Below are 15,418 nucleotides of genomic sequence, written 5' to 3' on the forward strand. Positions count from 1 at the left end.
CCACAGTCTCTGCAAGGCCCACCGGGCTGCAGGCGGATCAACCCTGATAGCCTTTGATGACCTCGTCGATCACCGTGTTCAGGCAGGTCACGCTGGCGGTGCAGAGGTACCAGGTCTGGGCATCGACGAAGACCACCCGGCCGTTCTTCCAGGCCGTGGTCTGGCGCAGCAGCGGGTTGTCCAGGCTCTGCCGATCGAGGGCCGGACGCCGTTCCATCACTGCGGTTCGGTCCACCACATAGAGAATGTCGGGGTTGGCCTGCTGGATGAACTCGTTGGAGATCGGCTGGCCATGCAGGCCCGCGCCGATGTCCTGGCTGGCGGACTTCACCCCCAGCGTGTCGAAGATGAAACCGTAGCGGGACTTCACCCCGTAGGCGGTGAAGGCACCGTTGTTGTGCAACACGATCAACGCCTTTTCAGGGCGCCCTTCGGTCACCCGCCGGGCCTCTTGCACCTTGGCGTCGATGCCGTCGGCCTTCTGCCGTGCCAGGGCTTGCTTGTCGAAGATCTGCCCCAGGGTGAGCAGGTGATCCTTGGCGGCGGCGATGTAGTTGCCGTTGCTATTGTTCAGGTCGACGTCGAAATGCAGGGTCGGCGCAATCTCCGACAACTGCGGATAACTGTGGGCCTGCAGCGGCGAAATCAGTATCAGGTCGGGCTTGAGTCGATGCACCCGTTCCAGGTTCGGCTGCACCGTGGCGCCGACATCCTCAACGTTCGGGTCGTCCTTGTAGCGGCTGAGGAACGGCGCGACATAGTCCTTGGCGATGCCTACCACCGGCACCCCCAACTGGTCCAGGGTATCGAGTTCGCTCATGTCGAACGCCACCACCCGCTCGGGGCACCGGCTGATCAGCGTGGTCCCCAGTTCGTGCTTGATGCTCCGCGGCTCGAAGCCGGCCTGGGCCGGCGGCGTGGCAGCAGTTGGCGCACCGGCGGCCGCCGATGAGCCGGCCTGCTGGTCGCAGCCTTGCACGGCCGCGCCGATGGCCAGCAACAAGGCCATGGCCCAGCGGCCGTTGAGATTATCCCCGCGCATGTTCACGCTCCTGATCCGATGGGTTGAAGTAGTTGCACAACAGGCCACGCTCGCTGCGCAGCATTTCGAAATCCAGTTCATACAGTTCCTCCAGCCGCGCCCGGGTCACCACCTCCTCCACCGCGCCGCTAAAACGCACCGCACCGTCCTTCATGGCCACGATGTGATCCGAATAGCTGGCGGCGAAATTGATGTCATGCACCACCAGGATCACCGTGCGCCCCTGCTCGTCGCACAGCCGGCGCAAGGCACGCATGATCTGCACCGCGTGCTTCATGTCGAGGTTGTTGAGCGGCTCGTCGAGCAGTAGGCAATCGGTCTGCTGGGCGATGGTCATTGCCAGGAAGACCATTTGCCGCTGGCCGCCGCTGAGTTCATCGATGTAGGCACCGCGCAAACGGTCCAGGGACAGGAAGCTGATGGCCTCATCGATCAGCCGCTGGTCTTCGCGGGTCAGCCGGCCACGGCTGTAGGGAAAGCGCCCAAAGGCCACCAGTTCCTCAACCTTGAGCCGCAGGTTGAAATCCGGGGCCTGGCGCAGGGTCGCAACTTGCTTGGCGTAGGCACTGACCGGCAACTGCGCCACCGGTTGCCCGCCGATCAGGATCTCGCCGCAGGTCGGCTCCAGCAGCCGCGCCATCAGCATCAGCAGGGTGCTCTTGCCGGCACCGTTGGGGCCGATCAGCGAGGTCATCCGGCGCGCGGGGAACTGCACGCTGACATCCCCCAGCACGGTCTTGCGGCCATATGCCTTGTGCAGGTTGTTGACGCTGATCATGTGCGACCTCGGGAGCGAATCATCAGGGCCAGGAAATACCCGCCACACACCAGGTTGACGAGGATCCCGACCGTGGTCTTGTAGTTGAACACCTGCTCCACCAGGAACTGCGCAACGATGAACATCGCGATGGCGAGCGCGCTGCCCATGGGCAGCGTCAGCCGATGGCGGCTGGTTCCGGCCAGGGCATAGGTGAGGTTGGCGACGAAGATGCCCATGAAGGCGGTGGGTCCCAGCAGGCTGGTGGACACCGCCACCAGCACCGCGATCAACGCCAGATACAGACGCACATAGCGCCGGTAATCGACCCCCAGGGACAGTGCCTGATCACGCCCCAGGGCAAGCACATCGAGGCTCGCCAGAGTCTTCAAGCCCAGCAGACCGACCAGCGCCACCAGCACGGCCGAATAGAGCAGCTGCTGGGGCTGGATGCGGTTGAACGAGGTGTAGCTGAACCCCTGGAGCACCGAGAACTCACCGGGGCTGATACTCAGTTGGATGAACTGGGTGAAGGTGCCCAGCACCACGCTCAGCACCAGCCCGAACAACAGCAGGAAGTACAGGTTGCTCCGCGCATCGCGCAGCAGCCAACGATGCAAGGCCCAGGAGTAGCCGAACATGCACAGCAGCGAGATCAGCACATTGCCGTTCGGCCCCAGCAGGGCCAGGCTGCCACTGCCCAGGAGCAGGATCAACAGCGCCTGCAACAGCAGGTAGACCGCCTCGTAGCCCATGATCGCCGGGGTCAGGATGCGGTTGCCGGTGATGCTCTGGAACACCAGGGACGACCAGGCCACGCAGACTCCGCCCAGGCAGATAGCGCCCAGGCGCGCCAGGCGCTTGGGGATCACGTAGTCGAAGTCGAAATCGGCGCCCAGCAACACAAAAGCCAGTGCCAGAACGATCACCAGCAGCCACACGCCGGAATGGATCAAGGCACGGTTCATCGGTGTTTCCAGATGATCAGCACCAGGAACAGCACCCCGCCGACACTGCCGGCAGTCAGGCCGATCGGCACTTCGAAGGGGTAGATCAGCAAGCGGCCGATGATGTCGCACACCAGCAGCAACGACGCGCCGCAGAGGACGATCAGCGGCAGCGTGCGGCGCAGGTTTTCACCGCACTGCAGGGCCAGCAGATTAGGCACCACCAAGCCGACAAAGGGAATCGCGCCCACGGTGATCACCGTGGCCGACACCGTGACCGCCACCAGCATCAGGCCCAGCGCCGCCGTCGCCGCATAGCTCAGGCCCAGGCCGCTGGCCATCTCCTCGCCCATGCCGACCACGGTGAAACGCTGGGCATACAAATAGGTCAGCAGCACGATCGGCAGGATCAGGTAGATGATTTCGTAGTTGCCCTGGACGATCTTCGAAAAATCCCCCAGCAGCCAGCCCTGCATGCTCTGCAGGATGTTGTGTCGATAGGCGTAGAACTCGCCGATGGCACTCAGCACGCTGCCGTACATCAGCCCCACCACCGGCACCAGCACGCTGTTCTGGAAGCGGATGCGGCGGATGATCGCCACGAACAGCAGGCTGGCCGCCAGGCAGAAACCCAGGGCGAACAGCATGCGCCCGGTGGCACCGGCGCCGGGCACCAGGGTCAGCGCCAGGAGGATGCCGAGCTTGGCCGCATCGAGGCCGCCGCACGTGGCCGGCTCGACAAACTTGTTGCGCACGATCTGCTGCAGGATCACCCCGCACAGCGACAGCCCGGCACCGGTCAGCACCAGTGCCGCCAGGCGCGGCAGACGGCTCGCGGTGAGGGTCAGCCAGGCGTCGTCGGAAAAACTCAGCAGCTCGCTCCAGGCCACCTGCTTGGCCCCCACCAGCAGGGACAGCACGCATAACACAAGGAACAGGCACGGTAGGGCTAAACGCATTGACACATTCCCTGCTCAGCTATCTGTCCGCGATGGCTGGGCAATGCGCCAACCCTTCGCGGCCCGGCGCTGGGCCAGGTAGTGCGCATAGACGCCCTGGCGCGCAGCCAGTTGCTGATGGCTGCCCTGCTCGCAGATCCGCCCCTGGTCCAGCACCAGCACCTGATCGGCCATCTCCACCGTCGACAACTGGTGAGCGATGACGATCAAGGTGCAGCGGCCGCGCAAGCGCGCCAGGGTGGCGGCGATAGCGGCCTGGTTTTGCGCATCCAGCGCGGCCGTGGCCTCGTCCACCAGCAGGATCGGTGCGTTCTTGATCAGCGCCCGGGCAATCGAGATGCGCTGGCGCTCGCCGCCGGACAAGCGCGCCCCGCCCTCACCCACCGGCGTCGCCAGCCCTTGCGGCAAGCGCGCGATGATCTCCTCGACCCCGGCTTGGCGCACGGCGTCCAGCACTTCATCATCGCTGGCCCCAGGTTTGCCGAGGCGAATGTTGTCGCCGATGCTGCCCTGGAACAGGTAATTATCCTGGAATATCTGGCTGATCTGCCCGGCCAGTTGCTCCTCGGACATCTGCCGCACGTCCACCCCACCGACCCGCACGCTGCCCTCCTGGACATCGAAGAAACGCGCGATCAGGCGCATCAGGGTGGTCTTGCCCGAGCCGGACGCGCCGACCAGAGCAGTCATACTGCCCGGCTCGACACGCAGGCTGACGCCCTGCACCACCGCCGGCCGTTGCGGGTCATAGCGAAAACCGACATCGAACAGTTCCACCGAGGCATCCCGCGGCGCTTGCCCCGGGCTGGCTTGCGCCAGCGGTGCTGCCGCCAGGACCTCGCGCACCGCCTGCAACTGAACCGCAACACCGCGCAGGGTTTCGCCATAGCCGGCGACGTCCTGCAACGGGTCGATAAAGCGATTGACCAGCACCAGCGCAACGACCAGGGCGATTAGCGAACCCTGATCCAGGCCGCTGCCCAGTTGCCCATCAAGCCACAGCGCGGCGGCGATCAACAGCGCCGCGAAGACCGCCTGCACCAGCCACAGGTTGAGCACCACCGCGGCGGTGGAAAGATGAATCAGGCGCGTGCCCGACTCATGCTGCTGTTCAATCGCCTGCTGCAGGAAGCGCGCACTGCCAGCACCGTTGAATGCCCGCAGCACCGACTGCGCCTGGGCGAACTCGATCATCCGTTGGCTGGCTGCGGCGCTGCTGTGCTGGAAGGCCTGGTCGGTGTTGCGCCCGAGCCTGCTGCTGAGCCAGAACGCAGCAGCGAGGAGCGGCAGCGCCAGCAAGGCAATCAGGCCCATCTGCCACTGCAGCATGAACAACGCCACGACCATCACCAGCGGCGTGGTGATGCCACAGAGCACCGGGGTGAAGACATGGGCCGGCAACTGCGCCACGGCCATCATGCCCTGGGACAACAGGTGGCTGAGCCGCGCAGTGTTCTGCGGATCGAACCAACCGATAGGCAAACGCGCCACATGCTCGCCGAGGCGCTGGCGCCCGCCTTGCAACAGCGCCACGCCGACGGCGACCCCGGCTTTGTCCAGGCGCCGGCGCAAGGCCCAGCAGCCCAGCACCGCCAACAGGAATACCGACAGCCATTGCAGCGCCGCACCGCGATCGCCGCCCAGCAGGTGGCTGAGCACCGGCACCTGCGTGGTAATGGTCAGCCCACAGAGCAGCCCATAGACCAGCGCCATGGCCACATACCGGCGGAAGATCGGCGCGTCATCGCCCAACAATTGGATAAAGGTCTTCAGCATGTCGGTAGCGCCTGTTTACCGGTCTGTGCATAGCCGCCCTGCGCCCACAGGCGTGCATAGCGGCCATTGAGGGCGAGCAGTTGGGCATGGCTGCCCTGCTCATGAATCCGCCCGTGTTCCAGCACGATGATGCGATCGGCGTGCATCACCGTGTCGAGCCGGTGTGCGATCACCAGCAGCGTGCGGCCCTGGGCAAACCGCGACAGCGCCTCCTGGATCGCCACCTCGTTCTCGGCGTCGGCGGCTGCGGTGGCTTCATCCAGCACCAGCAGTGGCGGTGCCAGCAACACTGCCCGGGCGATGCTCACCCGCTGCTGCTCACCACCGGAAAGTTGCGCGTCCTCGCCCACCACCGAGTGGTAACCACGGGGCAGGCGCTGGATGCATTCATGAATGTTCGCCGCACGAGCAGCCGCCTCGATCTCCTCCTGGCTGGCATCGGGCCGGCCCAGGGCGATGTTCTCGGCGATGCTGGCGTGGATCAGCCGGACTTCCTGCAGGACAAAACCGATGCGCCGGTACAGCTCCGCGGCCTCGATGGCGCGCAGGTCGACGCCCCCCAGGGTGATGCGCCCCTCGGTGGGATCGAAAAAACGCAGCAGCAGCCTAGCCAGGGTCGATTTGCCCGAGCCGGAAGCGCCGACAATGGCGGTCACCGTGCCGGGCTTGAGGGTGAAGCTGATGTCCGCCAGCACCGGGTGCTGCGGGTCGTAGGCATAACCGAGCTGCTCCACCCGCACTTCAGCATCCTTGGGCAACAGCGGCTGGCCGGGGGCGAGCGGCGCCAGCACCGGGGTTTGCAGCAGCACCTGCACACGCTGGGCAGCGCCGGCGGCGTTGTCCAGGTCGTGGGTGATGTAGTTCAGCAGCAACAACGGCGCGCAAATCCCCGGCGTGACCAGGGCAAAGGGCAGCACCTCGACCGCGGTCATCCAGCCGAGGCTGACGAACAATATGCCGAACGCCAGCACCAGTCCCAGCACCGTGACCGGGGCAATCATCGCGTTGGCGTTGGCCATGCTGCCCACCAGCGGCCGGGTGAAATCAATGAAGGCTTCGCCGAATTCATCCACCGCCTCGCGGTAGCTGGTATGAGCCTTGCCGGTGGCGCCAAAGGCCTTGACCACGGGAATGCCGTGGATGAACTCGACCACCGCGTTGTTGATCCGCGTCAGCCGCGCGACAAACCCCTGCATGTTGCGGGCGCTGGCTTTCAGCGTCTTGGCGAAGAACAGGAAAAACCCCGGGAACGGCAACAGCGACACCAGTGCCATGCGCCAGTCCAGTGCAAACAGATAGAGCACCGACACCAGGATCGCCCCGGCGCAGCGGCCCACGGTGGTGTAGAAATGCGCGGTCAGGCTGTGCAGGGTGCCGATGTCGTCCTGCAGTGCCTGCTTGACCTCGCCCGAGGCCCGCTCGGTGAACCAGCCCAGCGGCACCTGGGACAAACGCTGGGTAATCGCCAGGCGCAGGTGGCGGGTCATATGATTGTCGGCCAGGTGCGCCACGGTTTCGGCCGCGGACATCAGCAGCATGCCGAGGAACAGGCTCAGCACGCTGAGGCCGACGGTCCACCACAGCTCGCGCTGCACCTGAGCCAGGGCCGTGCTCAGGGAGGTCCCGTCGGCCAAGACGAGGCCGGCGATATGCGCAATGCCGGCCAGGGGCACCAGGGTCAGCATGCTACCGATGGCCGCCAACAGCGCCGCCGCCATCAGCCGCCCGCGTATCGGCTGCAAGATCTGCGAGACTGCAGCACGCCCCTGAGGCGGGGTCACGGGCGCATCACTGTTACTCATGGAGTCTCCCTGACGGAATCTGCATCGGCGTTGCCATGGGCCGCCATCGCCGGCTCGATCAGCCTGCTGACGCGCACTGCCCGACGCCGCGAACACCGAGAATGGGTTCGCTCTTACCTGTCTTCCGAACGAGAAGGCAAAACCCTCAATCGAAATTGCGACGAATGTTCACTGTCGATTGCCGGCAGCCGCACCGAGGGATTTCATCCAGGGGGATGACCGATGAGCGTTCAGACCGCAGCGCGCACCGTGACCCAGTAGCGGGTGCGCCTGATCACTTCCACGGGCAGTGCCAGGGTCAGGTTGTGCAGCGCGCGGTCGGTGTCCAGCAGCGAGAACACGCCACTGACTTGCAGCATCGCCACCTCGTCGGCGCAACGCAGCACGCCGCTGCGATAGCGGCCCAGCTCGGCGAGCAGTTGGTCCAGGCGCATGCTGTCTGCCACCAATACCCCCCGGACCCAGGCCGCGCTGCTCTCGGTGACCGCCCCCGAGGCCTGCACCGCGCCTTTCGAGAAGGTCGCGCCGTGACCGGCATCCACCCGCAGCAGGGCACCGGCGGCGTAGTCGGGCTGGACTTCCACCGCGCCCTCGAACACCGCCACCTGAGAGCTGTCGTCACTCTGGCGCAGACTGAAACGCGTGCCCAGCGCGCGGACCTTGCCGTCGCGGCCCTGCACCCGGAACGGCCGGGGCGAGCTGGCCGGATCGGGCGCGGTAGTGACCAGGATTTCACCGGCGCGCAGCACCACCAGCCGTTGCAACTCATCGAATTGCACGTCGATGGCCGAGGCCGAGGCCAGCACCACCTGGGTGCCATCCGGCAGCGTAACCTGGCGAATCTCACCGGTGCCGGAACTGTGGGCGGCCATCGTCATCTGCCACGCGTCGGTGCCGCGCATGACATAGGCCAGGCCACCGGCGCTGAACATCAGGGTCAGTAGCTGCAAGGTTCTTCGGCGGTTCAAGTAGGCGCCGGAGGCCGGCTCACGCAAGGTATGGCGGGCCACTTCAGCGGGCACGCTGGAGAACTTTTCCTCGAAGGCCTTGAGGCGGTTCCAGGCGAGTTCGTGATGCGGGTGTTCGCCACGCCAATGCAGGCATGCGGCCTGGTCTTCGGCACTGGCATCGTCGGCCCACAAGCGGGCCATCCACAGCACTGCCTGCTCGACGACTTCAGTGGCGATCTCGCCAGGTTCCGCAGCGCGGTCAGTAGGTTGGCCAATGGGCATGGGAAAAGCTCAGAACTCCGATCCGTGCAGGGCCTGATAGCAGGCCAACAGGCCGGCGGCAATGTACTTCTCCACCGACGACACCGACACCTGCAGTTCGACGGCGATCTGGCGATAGCTCATACCGTCCAGCTTGCACAGCAACAACGCCTTGCGCGCCTTGGCCGAGAGGCTCTGCAGCGCGGCATCGATCTCGATCAATGCCTCGATGGCCAGGGCTCGGGTTTCCTCGCAGGCGACCAGGGGTTCGGGCAGCAGGGCCAGGGCTTCCAGATAAGCCGACTCGATCCGGCGCCGGCGATACAGGTCGATCACCAGGCCGTTGGCAATCTGCGCGAGGTGCCGTCGCGACTCATCGACGGGAGGCAACTGGCCCTTTCTCATGAGCTGGACATACACATCGTGGGCCAGGTCCGCGGCATCGAAGGCATTGCCGAGCTTGCGCCGCAACAGGCTGCGCAACCAACTGTTGTGATCGACGTATAGCGTTTCAACCTGGCGCTGAAATACAAACTCTCCGATGCTCACGGACCTCTCCTGTGCCCGATGGCCAGGGGAAGGTGGACACAAAGGGTAATTGATAACTGTTTGCAATAATATCGAGTGGACAAAGGCCGCGCAATCGCTTCGCCACTTCTGCCAGAAACATCCACGGTCAAATGACGCGCAGAATTAAGTGATGGCATAATGCCTCTTTTCCCGCACATTCATGGAGTGACTGTGATTCATCCGTCTGCCATCCCTCAGCAACTGTCCGCCCCAACGCCTTCCCCCTATCGCTTCTTGCCTCGGCTGGGAATGTTCATTCTGGCCACCCTGGTGTTCTTCCTGGCGGCGGTTCCCGGGATCTTGCTGATCCCGGCCCAGATGCAGGCCTACCTGGTATTCATCTCCATGGAGGGCTTGAGCATGCTGCTCTTGCTCGCGCTCTTGCTGATGCAATACCGCGCAGGGTTCAGCGCCGCACTGCGTGGGCACAGGGTCCGCGCACCCCTGCGGATTGGCGCCTTGTGCATGTTTGCAGCCTATGCGCTATGCGGAGTGGCCGTCGCCACTCTGGGCTTGCCTGAAGAAGCCTTCATGACCGAGTTGCTGGCCGGCCTCACGACTTGGCAAACGCTGATCAAGGTTGCCTCGCTGATCGTCGTGCCGCCGATTGCCGAGGAACTGTTTTTCCGCCACTACCTGCTGCGCCTGTTTCCCTACGAGAACAGCCAGGTCTGGAAATGGGTCGCTATCATCACCAGCGCGGCCATCTTCTCCGGCCTCCATAGCCAGTACGGCAACGCATCGACATTCGCCCTGATCTTCGCCAGTGGCTGCATTTTCGCCGTGGCCAGAATAGTCAGCGGCGGCCTGCTGGTCCCGATCGCCCTGCACGCCCTGGCGGAGGTTTTCGCGATATCCCTGGATACGCTGCTAAGACTGACAGGACTGTACGTCTGAGCGCAGGACCATCGGCAGCGTCTGGGCCCTGTGCTAACGTGCCCGCACCCTCATCTTGAAGTGCTACGCCATGTCGCTCACTGACAACCTCCTGGCCTTCACCTTCGCCGCCACCCTGCTGACCCTGACCCCGGGCCTGGATACCGCCCTGGTGCTACGCACCGCCACGGTGGAAGGCAAGCAACAGGCGTTGCGCGCCGCCCTGGGCATCAATGCCGGCTGCCTGATCTGGGGCGCCACCGTAGCGTTTGGCCTGGGCGCCTTGATTGCCCTATCGGAGCTCGCGTTCAGCCTGCTGAAATACTGCGGCGCGGCCTACCTCGCCTGGCTCGGGCTGAACATGCTGCGGCGCCCACGGCGCTCATTTTCCTCCGTGGGTACGGACGGCAAGCCCGGGGCCAACTGGTTTCTCAAAGGCATGCTGGGCAACGTGCTCAATCCCAAGGTAGGGGTTTTCTATGTGTCCTTTCTTCCGCAATTCATCCCTCAAGGCCAGCCGATGGTGGCCTGGACTTTCGGCTTGGTGAGCATCCACGTGGTGATCGGCCTGCTCTGGTCGTTAATGCTGATCGGCGCTACCCGGCCCCTGGCGGGCGTGCTGCAACGCGAGCACGTGATCCAGTGGATGGACCGCACTACCGGCATGATCTTCGTGCTGTTTGCGGCTCGCCTGGCCTTGAGCAAGCGCTGAGGCCAAGCTCTGGCCCCTCGGGTTTCAGTTCGGGTTGCGCCACACACTTTGCAGCAGGTCTACATGCGTACAATCATTTCAATCCTGCTTTTGCTCGCCAGCGGCTGGGCCGTCGCCGGATACGACATGCATATCACCCGCAAGCCCTTCTGGGCAGATGAGTCCGGGCCGAAAGTCAGCTTCGAACAATGGCTGGCCTACCTGCGGCACGACCCCCAAGTCGCCAGGGATCTTGCCAACAGCAGCGAGGACTTCATGGTTGCCCTGCCCGGCGAGTCCTTTCCCCTCTGGTACAACCCGCAACTGGGCGAGCTCTATACCAAGAACCCGACGCAGCAGGCCATGCGCAAACTGCAGCGCATTGCACAGGCGCTGGACGCCAGGGTGCAGGGCGATGACGGCGAGTTCTATCCATCGCCACCCTGAGTCCATCAGCCCGCTGATCAGGCCCGCGGCCTTCAAGCCTCGGCCAGTACCGCCCCTCGCTCCTCCAGCAACTTCACAAACATGCTTAGGCTCTGGGACACCGTGCCACGCCGCCAGACCAGCCAGGTCTGCAGGAAACGAAAGCGCGGTGACAAGGGCCAGACACTCACCGTGGCGCAACCGGGCATGCTTTCGAGCATGCTGCGGGGCATCAGCGCCAGGCCGGCGCCAGCGCTGACGCAGGCCAGCATGCCGTGGTAGGACTCCATTTCGTGGATCTTGCCCGGCACCGCAGCGTCCTGGGTGAACCAGCTTTCAAAGTGATGGCGATAGGAACAGTTGGCGCGGAAGGCGTAGATGCTTTCACCATTGACCTCCCGCGCCCGACTGATAGGCGCGTGCCCCAGGGGCGCAATCAAGACCATCTCTTCCTCGAACACCGGCAACCCTTCCAGGGCCGGGTGGCGCACCGGGCCGTCGACAAAGGCCGCCACCAGCCGGCCCGACAGCACGCCTTCGATCATGGTCCCCGAAGGCCCCGTGGACAGGTCCAGTTCGACCTTGGCGTATTGCTGGTTGTAGGCCGCGAGCAAGGCCGGAATGCGCACCGCCGCAGTACTTTCCAATGAGCCCAGGGCAAAGGGCCCCTGGGGCTCTTCGCCGGCCACGGTCAGCCGCGCCTCGGCCACCAGGTCGAGAATGCGCCGGGCATAGTCGAGGAAGTTCCAGCCGGCGGGCGACAGGCGCATGCGGTTCTTCTCGCGGATGAACAATTCCACGCCCAGATCCTGCTCCAGTTGCTTGATCCGCGTGGTCAGGTTCGACGGCACCCGGTGGATCAACTGCGCGGCGGCGCTGATGCTGCCCTGCTCGGCAACCGCCTTGAATATTTCCAGCTGGACCAGATCCACTGCATTCTCCAAACGTGAACGATTCGCTCAATATTATTCAGTTTTCAGCAAAGAAACAGCCCCGTAACCTGCAGCCATTCCCACCTGAGCAGGACGGTGCCATGACCCGCGTTTCCAGCCATACCCATGCCTTGTCGATCAACCCTGCCACTGGCGAGCAGATCGGCGCCTACCCCTATGAGTCCGACAGCGCACTGGATGCCGCCCTGGGCCGCGCCACAGAAGGCTTCGCCCAATGGAAACGCCAGAGCCCTGGCGCCCGTGCCGCGCTGCTCAAGGCCCTGGCCCAGGCCCTGCGCGACAACAGCGAAGGCATGGCGCGGATGATCACCCAGGAGATGGGCAAGCCGGTGCCCCAGGCCCGCGGCGAGATCGAGAAATGCGCCCAGCTGTGCCTGTGGTACGCCGAACATGGCCCGGCCATGCTCGCCCCTGAAGCGACCCTGGTAGAGCACGACAAGGCGCGTATCGAGTACCGCCCCCTGGGCCCGATCCTCGCGGTAATGCCGTGGAACTTCCCGATCTGGCAGGTGCTGCGCGGCGCGGTACCGGCGCTGATCGCCGGCAACACCTATGTGCTCAAGCACGCACCGAATGTGATGGGCAGCGCCTACCTGCTGTTGGAAGCGTTCAAGCAGGCCGGCTTCCCGGCGGGCGTATTCGAGCTGATCAACGTCACCCCGGACGGCGTGTCCCGGGCCATCGTCGACCGTCGCATCGCCGCCGTGACCCTGACCGGCAGCGTGCGTGCCGGCATGGCCATCGGCGCCCAGGCCGGCGCGGCGCTAAAGAAATGCGTGCTGGAGTTGGGCGGTTCCGATCCGTTCATCGTGCTCAACGACGCCGACCTCGACGAAGCGGTGAAAGCCGCGGTCATCGGCCGCTACCAGAACACCGGCCAGGTCTGCGCCGCGGCCAAGCGCCTGATCATCGAACAAGGGGTGGTTGAGCAATTCACCCGCAAGTTCGTCGAGGCCACCCGCGCCCTGGTAATCGGCGACCCACTGGCCAACGACACCTACATCGGCCCCATGGCCCGCTTCGACCTGCGCGACGAACTGCACCAGCAAGTGCAAGCGACCCTGGCCGAAGGTGCAAGCCTGCTGCTGGGCGGACACAAGGCCGAAGGCGCCGGCAACTACTACCCGCCGACGGTGCTGGCAGGCGTCACCGACCAGATGACCTCGTTCAAGCAGGAGCTGTTTGGCCCGGTAGCCTCGATCATCACCGCCCGCGACGCCCGGCACGCCCTGGCCCTGGCCAACGACAGCGAGTTCGGCCTGACCGCGACGATCTACACTCGCGACCTGGAACTGGCCCGGCAACTCACCGACGAGCTGGAGACCGGTGGCGTGTTCATCAACGGCTACAGCGCCAGCGACCCGCGCGTGACCTTTGGTGGGGTGAAGAAAAGCGGTTTTGGTCGCGAACTGTCGCACTTCGGCGTGCGCGAGTTCTGCAACGCCCAGACGGTGTGGCTGGATCGGCGTTAATCGCGAAACAAACCCGGGCGCCTGAGTGCCGGGGTCAAAAAACGGACCTGCAACAGGTCCGTTTCTATTTGCCAAACATCGGCGTGCCTGACCCGGAAGGAATCGATCTCAGATCGTGTCCATCACGAAGTACACCAACACCGCCGCAACCATCACCCGTCCTTCATGGTGATGGGCAATGCCCGACCACGCCAGGCAACCCAACACGACACTGCCCAGCGCCAGGACCGAGGCAAACACCTGCATCTTGAACTTGAACGGGGCCGACGGCTGTTGACACCAGTCAGCCTCTGGCGGATCAGGCATCAACGGCGTTTCGGTTGTTTCGGCGAGCACATAGTCGATGATTTTCGGTTGATTCGGCCGTTGCAGCGGCTTGCCATGGTCCCCCTTGAACCAACGGGTCTGCGTACTGAAAGCGCAGCCATCCAGATCATCAAAACCATCGACGCCGCCAGTGCCCACGTCGTGAAAACCGATCCGATGCAAGCCACGGCATAACCCGCCCACGGGCCAATCCTCGGAGCTGCATTGGTTCACCAGCGTGCCAACTCGGCGCGCGAGCATGTCCTTCCAGGGAAACTCTCGAGGCAGAACGCTACCTGCCAGGTACACCCGATCAAACATCAGGGACGACACCTGAAGCAGGCTGGTGCCAAGAATGTAGGTGCCATTGCTGTGGCCGATAAAACGGAACTTCACATCCGGATTACGCGCCACATGGTAGCTGTAGCGATCGAGAAACCAGGGAAGGTTGCTGCGACGCACCCAGGGCAAGGCAAACTTGATCGCGGAAAACCAGCCATAGGTGGAACGGTCCACCAGCACCGGCGGCTCCGCACCCTGTTGGCCGGTGCCACTGCTCTTGCATTGTTGCTCGATGGCCTCGGCGATATCGGTGACCCATCCCGAATTACCGTCACGGATACCGTGCAGCACAAACACCACCAGCCTGGGTCCGGTGACGGCCAGCTCCTGGGCCTTCTCGGGTTCGCGCTCCTGGGGGTCCGGGTCCTGGAACACTTGCAGTATCCGGGCAAACCCGGCCGTACCAGGAGCCGCAGCCGGATCGAAGAGATTGCTGTGGTCGGCCCCCTCGATAGTGACCGTGTAGGAATTGGCGAACGCCTCGGTATCACGTACATCCTCACGGGCCACCACGCCGTCGATATCACCGAGAAACTGCACGACAAAGGGCCGATGTTCATCGTCACGTTCATGGAAATGGCGCATCCAGGCCAAGCGCAGGTCGGTGACAAAAAACGAGCCTTTTTCCAACTCCAGGAGCCAGCCCAGGGCAAACCAGGAAGGAGGCTTGAGCATTAGCCATTGCAGGGAGATGAGTTTCATCAGCGCCAGGCTCAACGCCCAGGAGGTGGTGGCGTAAGGTCGAAAGCCCCGGTTGATGGACGCGAACAACAGCACCGACTCGACCTTGTGCCACCAGTCTCGCCGCTGCGGGTGATCCGGGTAGGCACCCGCGGCCAGCAGATAAGTGTCGCGGATGATCATGCCGCCGGCGCTGTGCCCGACCAGGATGATTCGGCTGCGCTCCTTGGCCAGGTGATCGATTTTCTCCAGCAATTGGCAGCTAAGCGTCCGGACCTGGGCGGCGCGAAAGACGTTCTTCAGTCCACGCGTATCGTGATGATGCCAGTCGCCGGTTATCCCCTGCTCACGCAGCCTGGCTTCAAGCCGCTTCCAGGCGCCCGCGTGATTGCCTAGGCCACCGACCACAATGATGAGCGGTTCGTCGCGCATGGAGCACCTCCCTGTGAGTTGAGTCGCGAGGCCATTTTGCAGTGCCAGGATCGCGACGTCACCTCGACAAGAGACTCCTGAAACGGCCTGACCAATTCATTTCATCGCCCTACCGAGAAAGGGACTACCTCATTACTGGAAAACATGTAGCACGCACCAGACACGCACCTTTTAC

Annotated in this window: 14 protein-coding genes; 4 read left to right on the plus strand and 10 right to left on the minus strand. The window is 64.0% G+C overall.

The window, feature by feature from the left end:
- Window positions 1-37 precede the first annotated feature (37 nt).
- The 8 genes from GV818_RS28955 to GV818_RS28990 all read right to left on the minus strand — a co-directional run bounded on the left by GV818_RS28955 (window position 38) and on the right by GV818_RS28990 (window position 9,043).
- On the minus strand, window positions 38-1,042 hold the full coding sequence (locus GV818_RS28955; protein ID WP_218586314.1) for a siderophore ABC transporter substrate-binding protein: 1,005 nt from the start codon (window positions 1,040-1,042) through the stop codon (window positions 38-40).
- Window positions 1,029-1,820 carry an iron ABC transporter ATP-binding protein gene (locus GV818_RS28960; protein ID WP_161778191.1) on the minus strand — a complete coding sequence of 264 codons (792 nt, stop codon included), beginning with the start codon at window positions 1,818-1,820 and terminating at the stop codon, window positions 1,029-1,031. The genes GV818_RS28955 and GV818_RS28960 overlap by 14 nt, the downstream gene beginning before the upstream one ends.
- On the minus strand, window positions 1,817-2,767 hold the full coding sequence (locus tag GV818_RS28965; RefSeq protein ID WP_161778192.1) for an iron chelate uptake ABC transporter family permease subunit: 951 nt from the start codon (window positions 2,765-2,767) through the stop codon (window positions 1,817-1,819). Before GV818_RS28965 ends, GV818_RS28960 begins: the two co-directional genes overlap by 4 nt.
- The gene (locus GV818_RS28970) at window positions 2,764-3,705 is read right to left on the minus strand and encodes an ABC transporter permease (protein ID WP_161757515.1); all 942 of its coding nucleotides are present in this window, start codon (window positions 3,703-3,705) and stop codon (window positions 2,764-2,766) included. Before GV818_RS28970 ends, GV818_RS28965 begins: the two co-directional genes overlap by 4 nt.
- A 15-nt stretch (window positions 3,706-3,720) precedes the next feature.
- Window positions 3,721-5,481, minus strand: a complete 1,761-nt coding sequence (locus GV818_RS28975; RefSeq protein ID WP_161778193.1) for an ABC transporter ATP-binding protein — start codon at window positions 5,479-5,481, stop codon at window positions 3,721-3,723.
- Entirely contained in the window at window positions 5,475-7,283 is a 1,809-nt protein-coding gene (locus GV818_RS28980; protein WP_161778194.1) for an ABC transporter ATP-binding protein, read from the minus strand. Before GV818_RS28980 ends, GV818_RS28975 begins: the two co-directional genes overlap by 7 nt.
- Window positions 7,284-7,513: 230 nt before the next feature.
- Entirely contained in the window at window positions 7,514-8,515 is a 1,002-nt protein-coding gene (locus GV818_RS28985; protein WP_161778195.1) for a FecR domain-containing protein, read from the minus strand.
- A 9-nt stretch (window positions 8,516-8,524) separates the two neighbouring features.
- Window positions 8,525-9,043: a sigma-70 family RNA polymerase sigma factor gene (locus tag GV818_RS28990; protein WP_161757511.1), complete on the minus strand. Its 519-nt coding sequence runs from the start codon at window positions 9,041-9,043 to the stop codon at window positions 8,525-8,527.
- Window positions 9,044-9,235: 192 nt separating this feature from the next.
- Between GV818_RS28990 and GV818_RS28995 the strand changes: the two genes are divergently transcribed.
- The 3 genes from GV818_RS28995 (at window position 9,236) to GV818_RS29005 (ending at window position 11,078) form a co-directional block, all read left to right on the plus strand.
- Window positions 9,236-9,961 carry a CPBP family intramembrane glutamic endopeptidase gene (locus GV818_RS28995; protein ID WP_372242131.1) on the plus strand — a complete coding sequence of 242 codons (726 nt, stop codon included), beginning with the start codon at window positions 9,236-9,238 and terminating at the stop codon, window positions 9,959-9,961.
- Window positions 9,962-10,031: 70 nt separating this feature from the next.
- Window positions 10,032-10,652 (plus strand): LysE family translocator, encoded by a 621-nt coding sequence (locus tag GV818_RS29000; RefSeq protein ID WP_161757510.1) that lies wholly within the window; start codon window positions 10,032-10,034, stop codon window positions 10,650-10,652.
- Between the two features lie 63 nt (window positions 10,653-10,715).
- Window positions 10,716-11,078, plus strand: coding sequence for a hypothetical protein (locus GV818_RS29005; protein WP_161778196.1), 363 nt, complete (start codon window positions 10,716-10,718; stop codon window positions 11,076-11,078).
- 32 nt (window positions 11,079-11,110) lie between these two features.
- Here GV818_RS29005 and ptrR read toward each other — a convergent pair whose 3' ends face one another.
- Window positions 11,111-11,989, minus strand: a complete 879-nt coding sequence (gene ptrR / locus GV818_RS29010) for a putrescine utilization regulator PtrR (protein WP_161757508.1) — start codon at window positions 11,987-11,989, stop codon at window positions 11,111-11,113.
- A 101-nt stretch (window positions 11,990-12,090) separates the two neighbouring features.
- Here ptrR and GV818_RS29015 point away from each other — a divergent pair, with 101 nt between their 5' ends.
- On the plus strand, window positions 12,091-13,482 hold the full coding sequence (locus GV818_RS29015) for an aldehyde dehydrogenase family protein (protein ID WP_161757507.1): 1,392 nt from the start codon (window positions 12,091-12,093) through the stop codon (window positions 13,480-13,482).
- Between the two features lie 108 nt (window positions 13,483-13,590).
- Here the strand turns inward: GV818_RS29015 and GV818_RS29020 are convergent, their stop codons facing one another.
- Complete coding sequence (locus tag GV818_RS29020) at window positions 13,591-15,243, minus strand: alpha/beta fold hydrolase (RefSeq protein ID WP_161778197.1); 1,653 nt, start codon at window positions 15,241-15,243, stop codon at window positions 13,591-13,593.
- Between the last annotated feature and the right edge of the window lie 175 nt (window positions 15,244-15,418).

Source organism: Pseudomonas sp. Fl4BN1 (assembly GCF_009908285.1).
In the GTDB taxonomy this organism is placed as follows: Bacteria; Pseudomonadota; Gammaproteobacteria; order Pseudomonadales; family Pseudomonadaceae; genus Aquipseudomonas.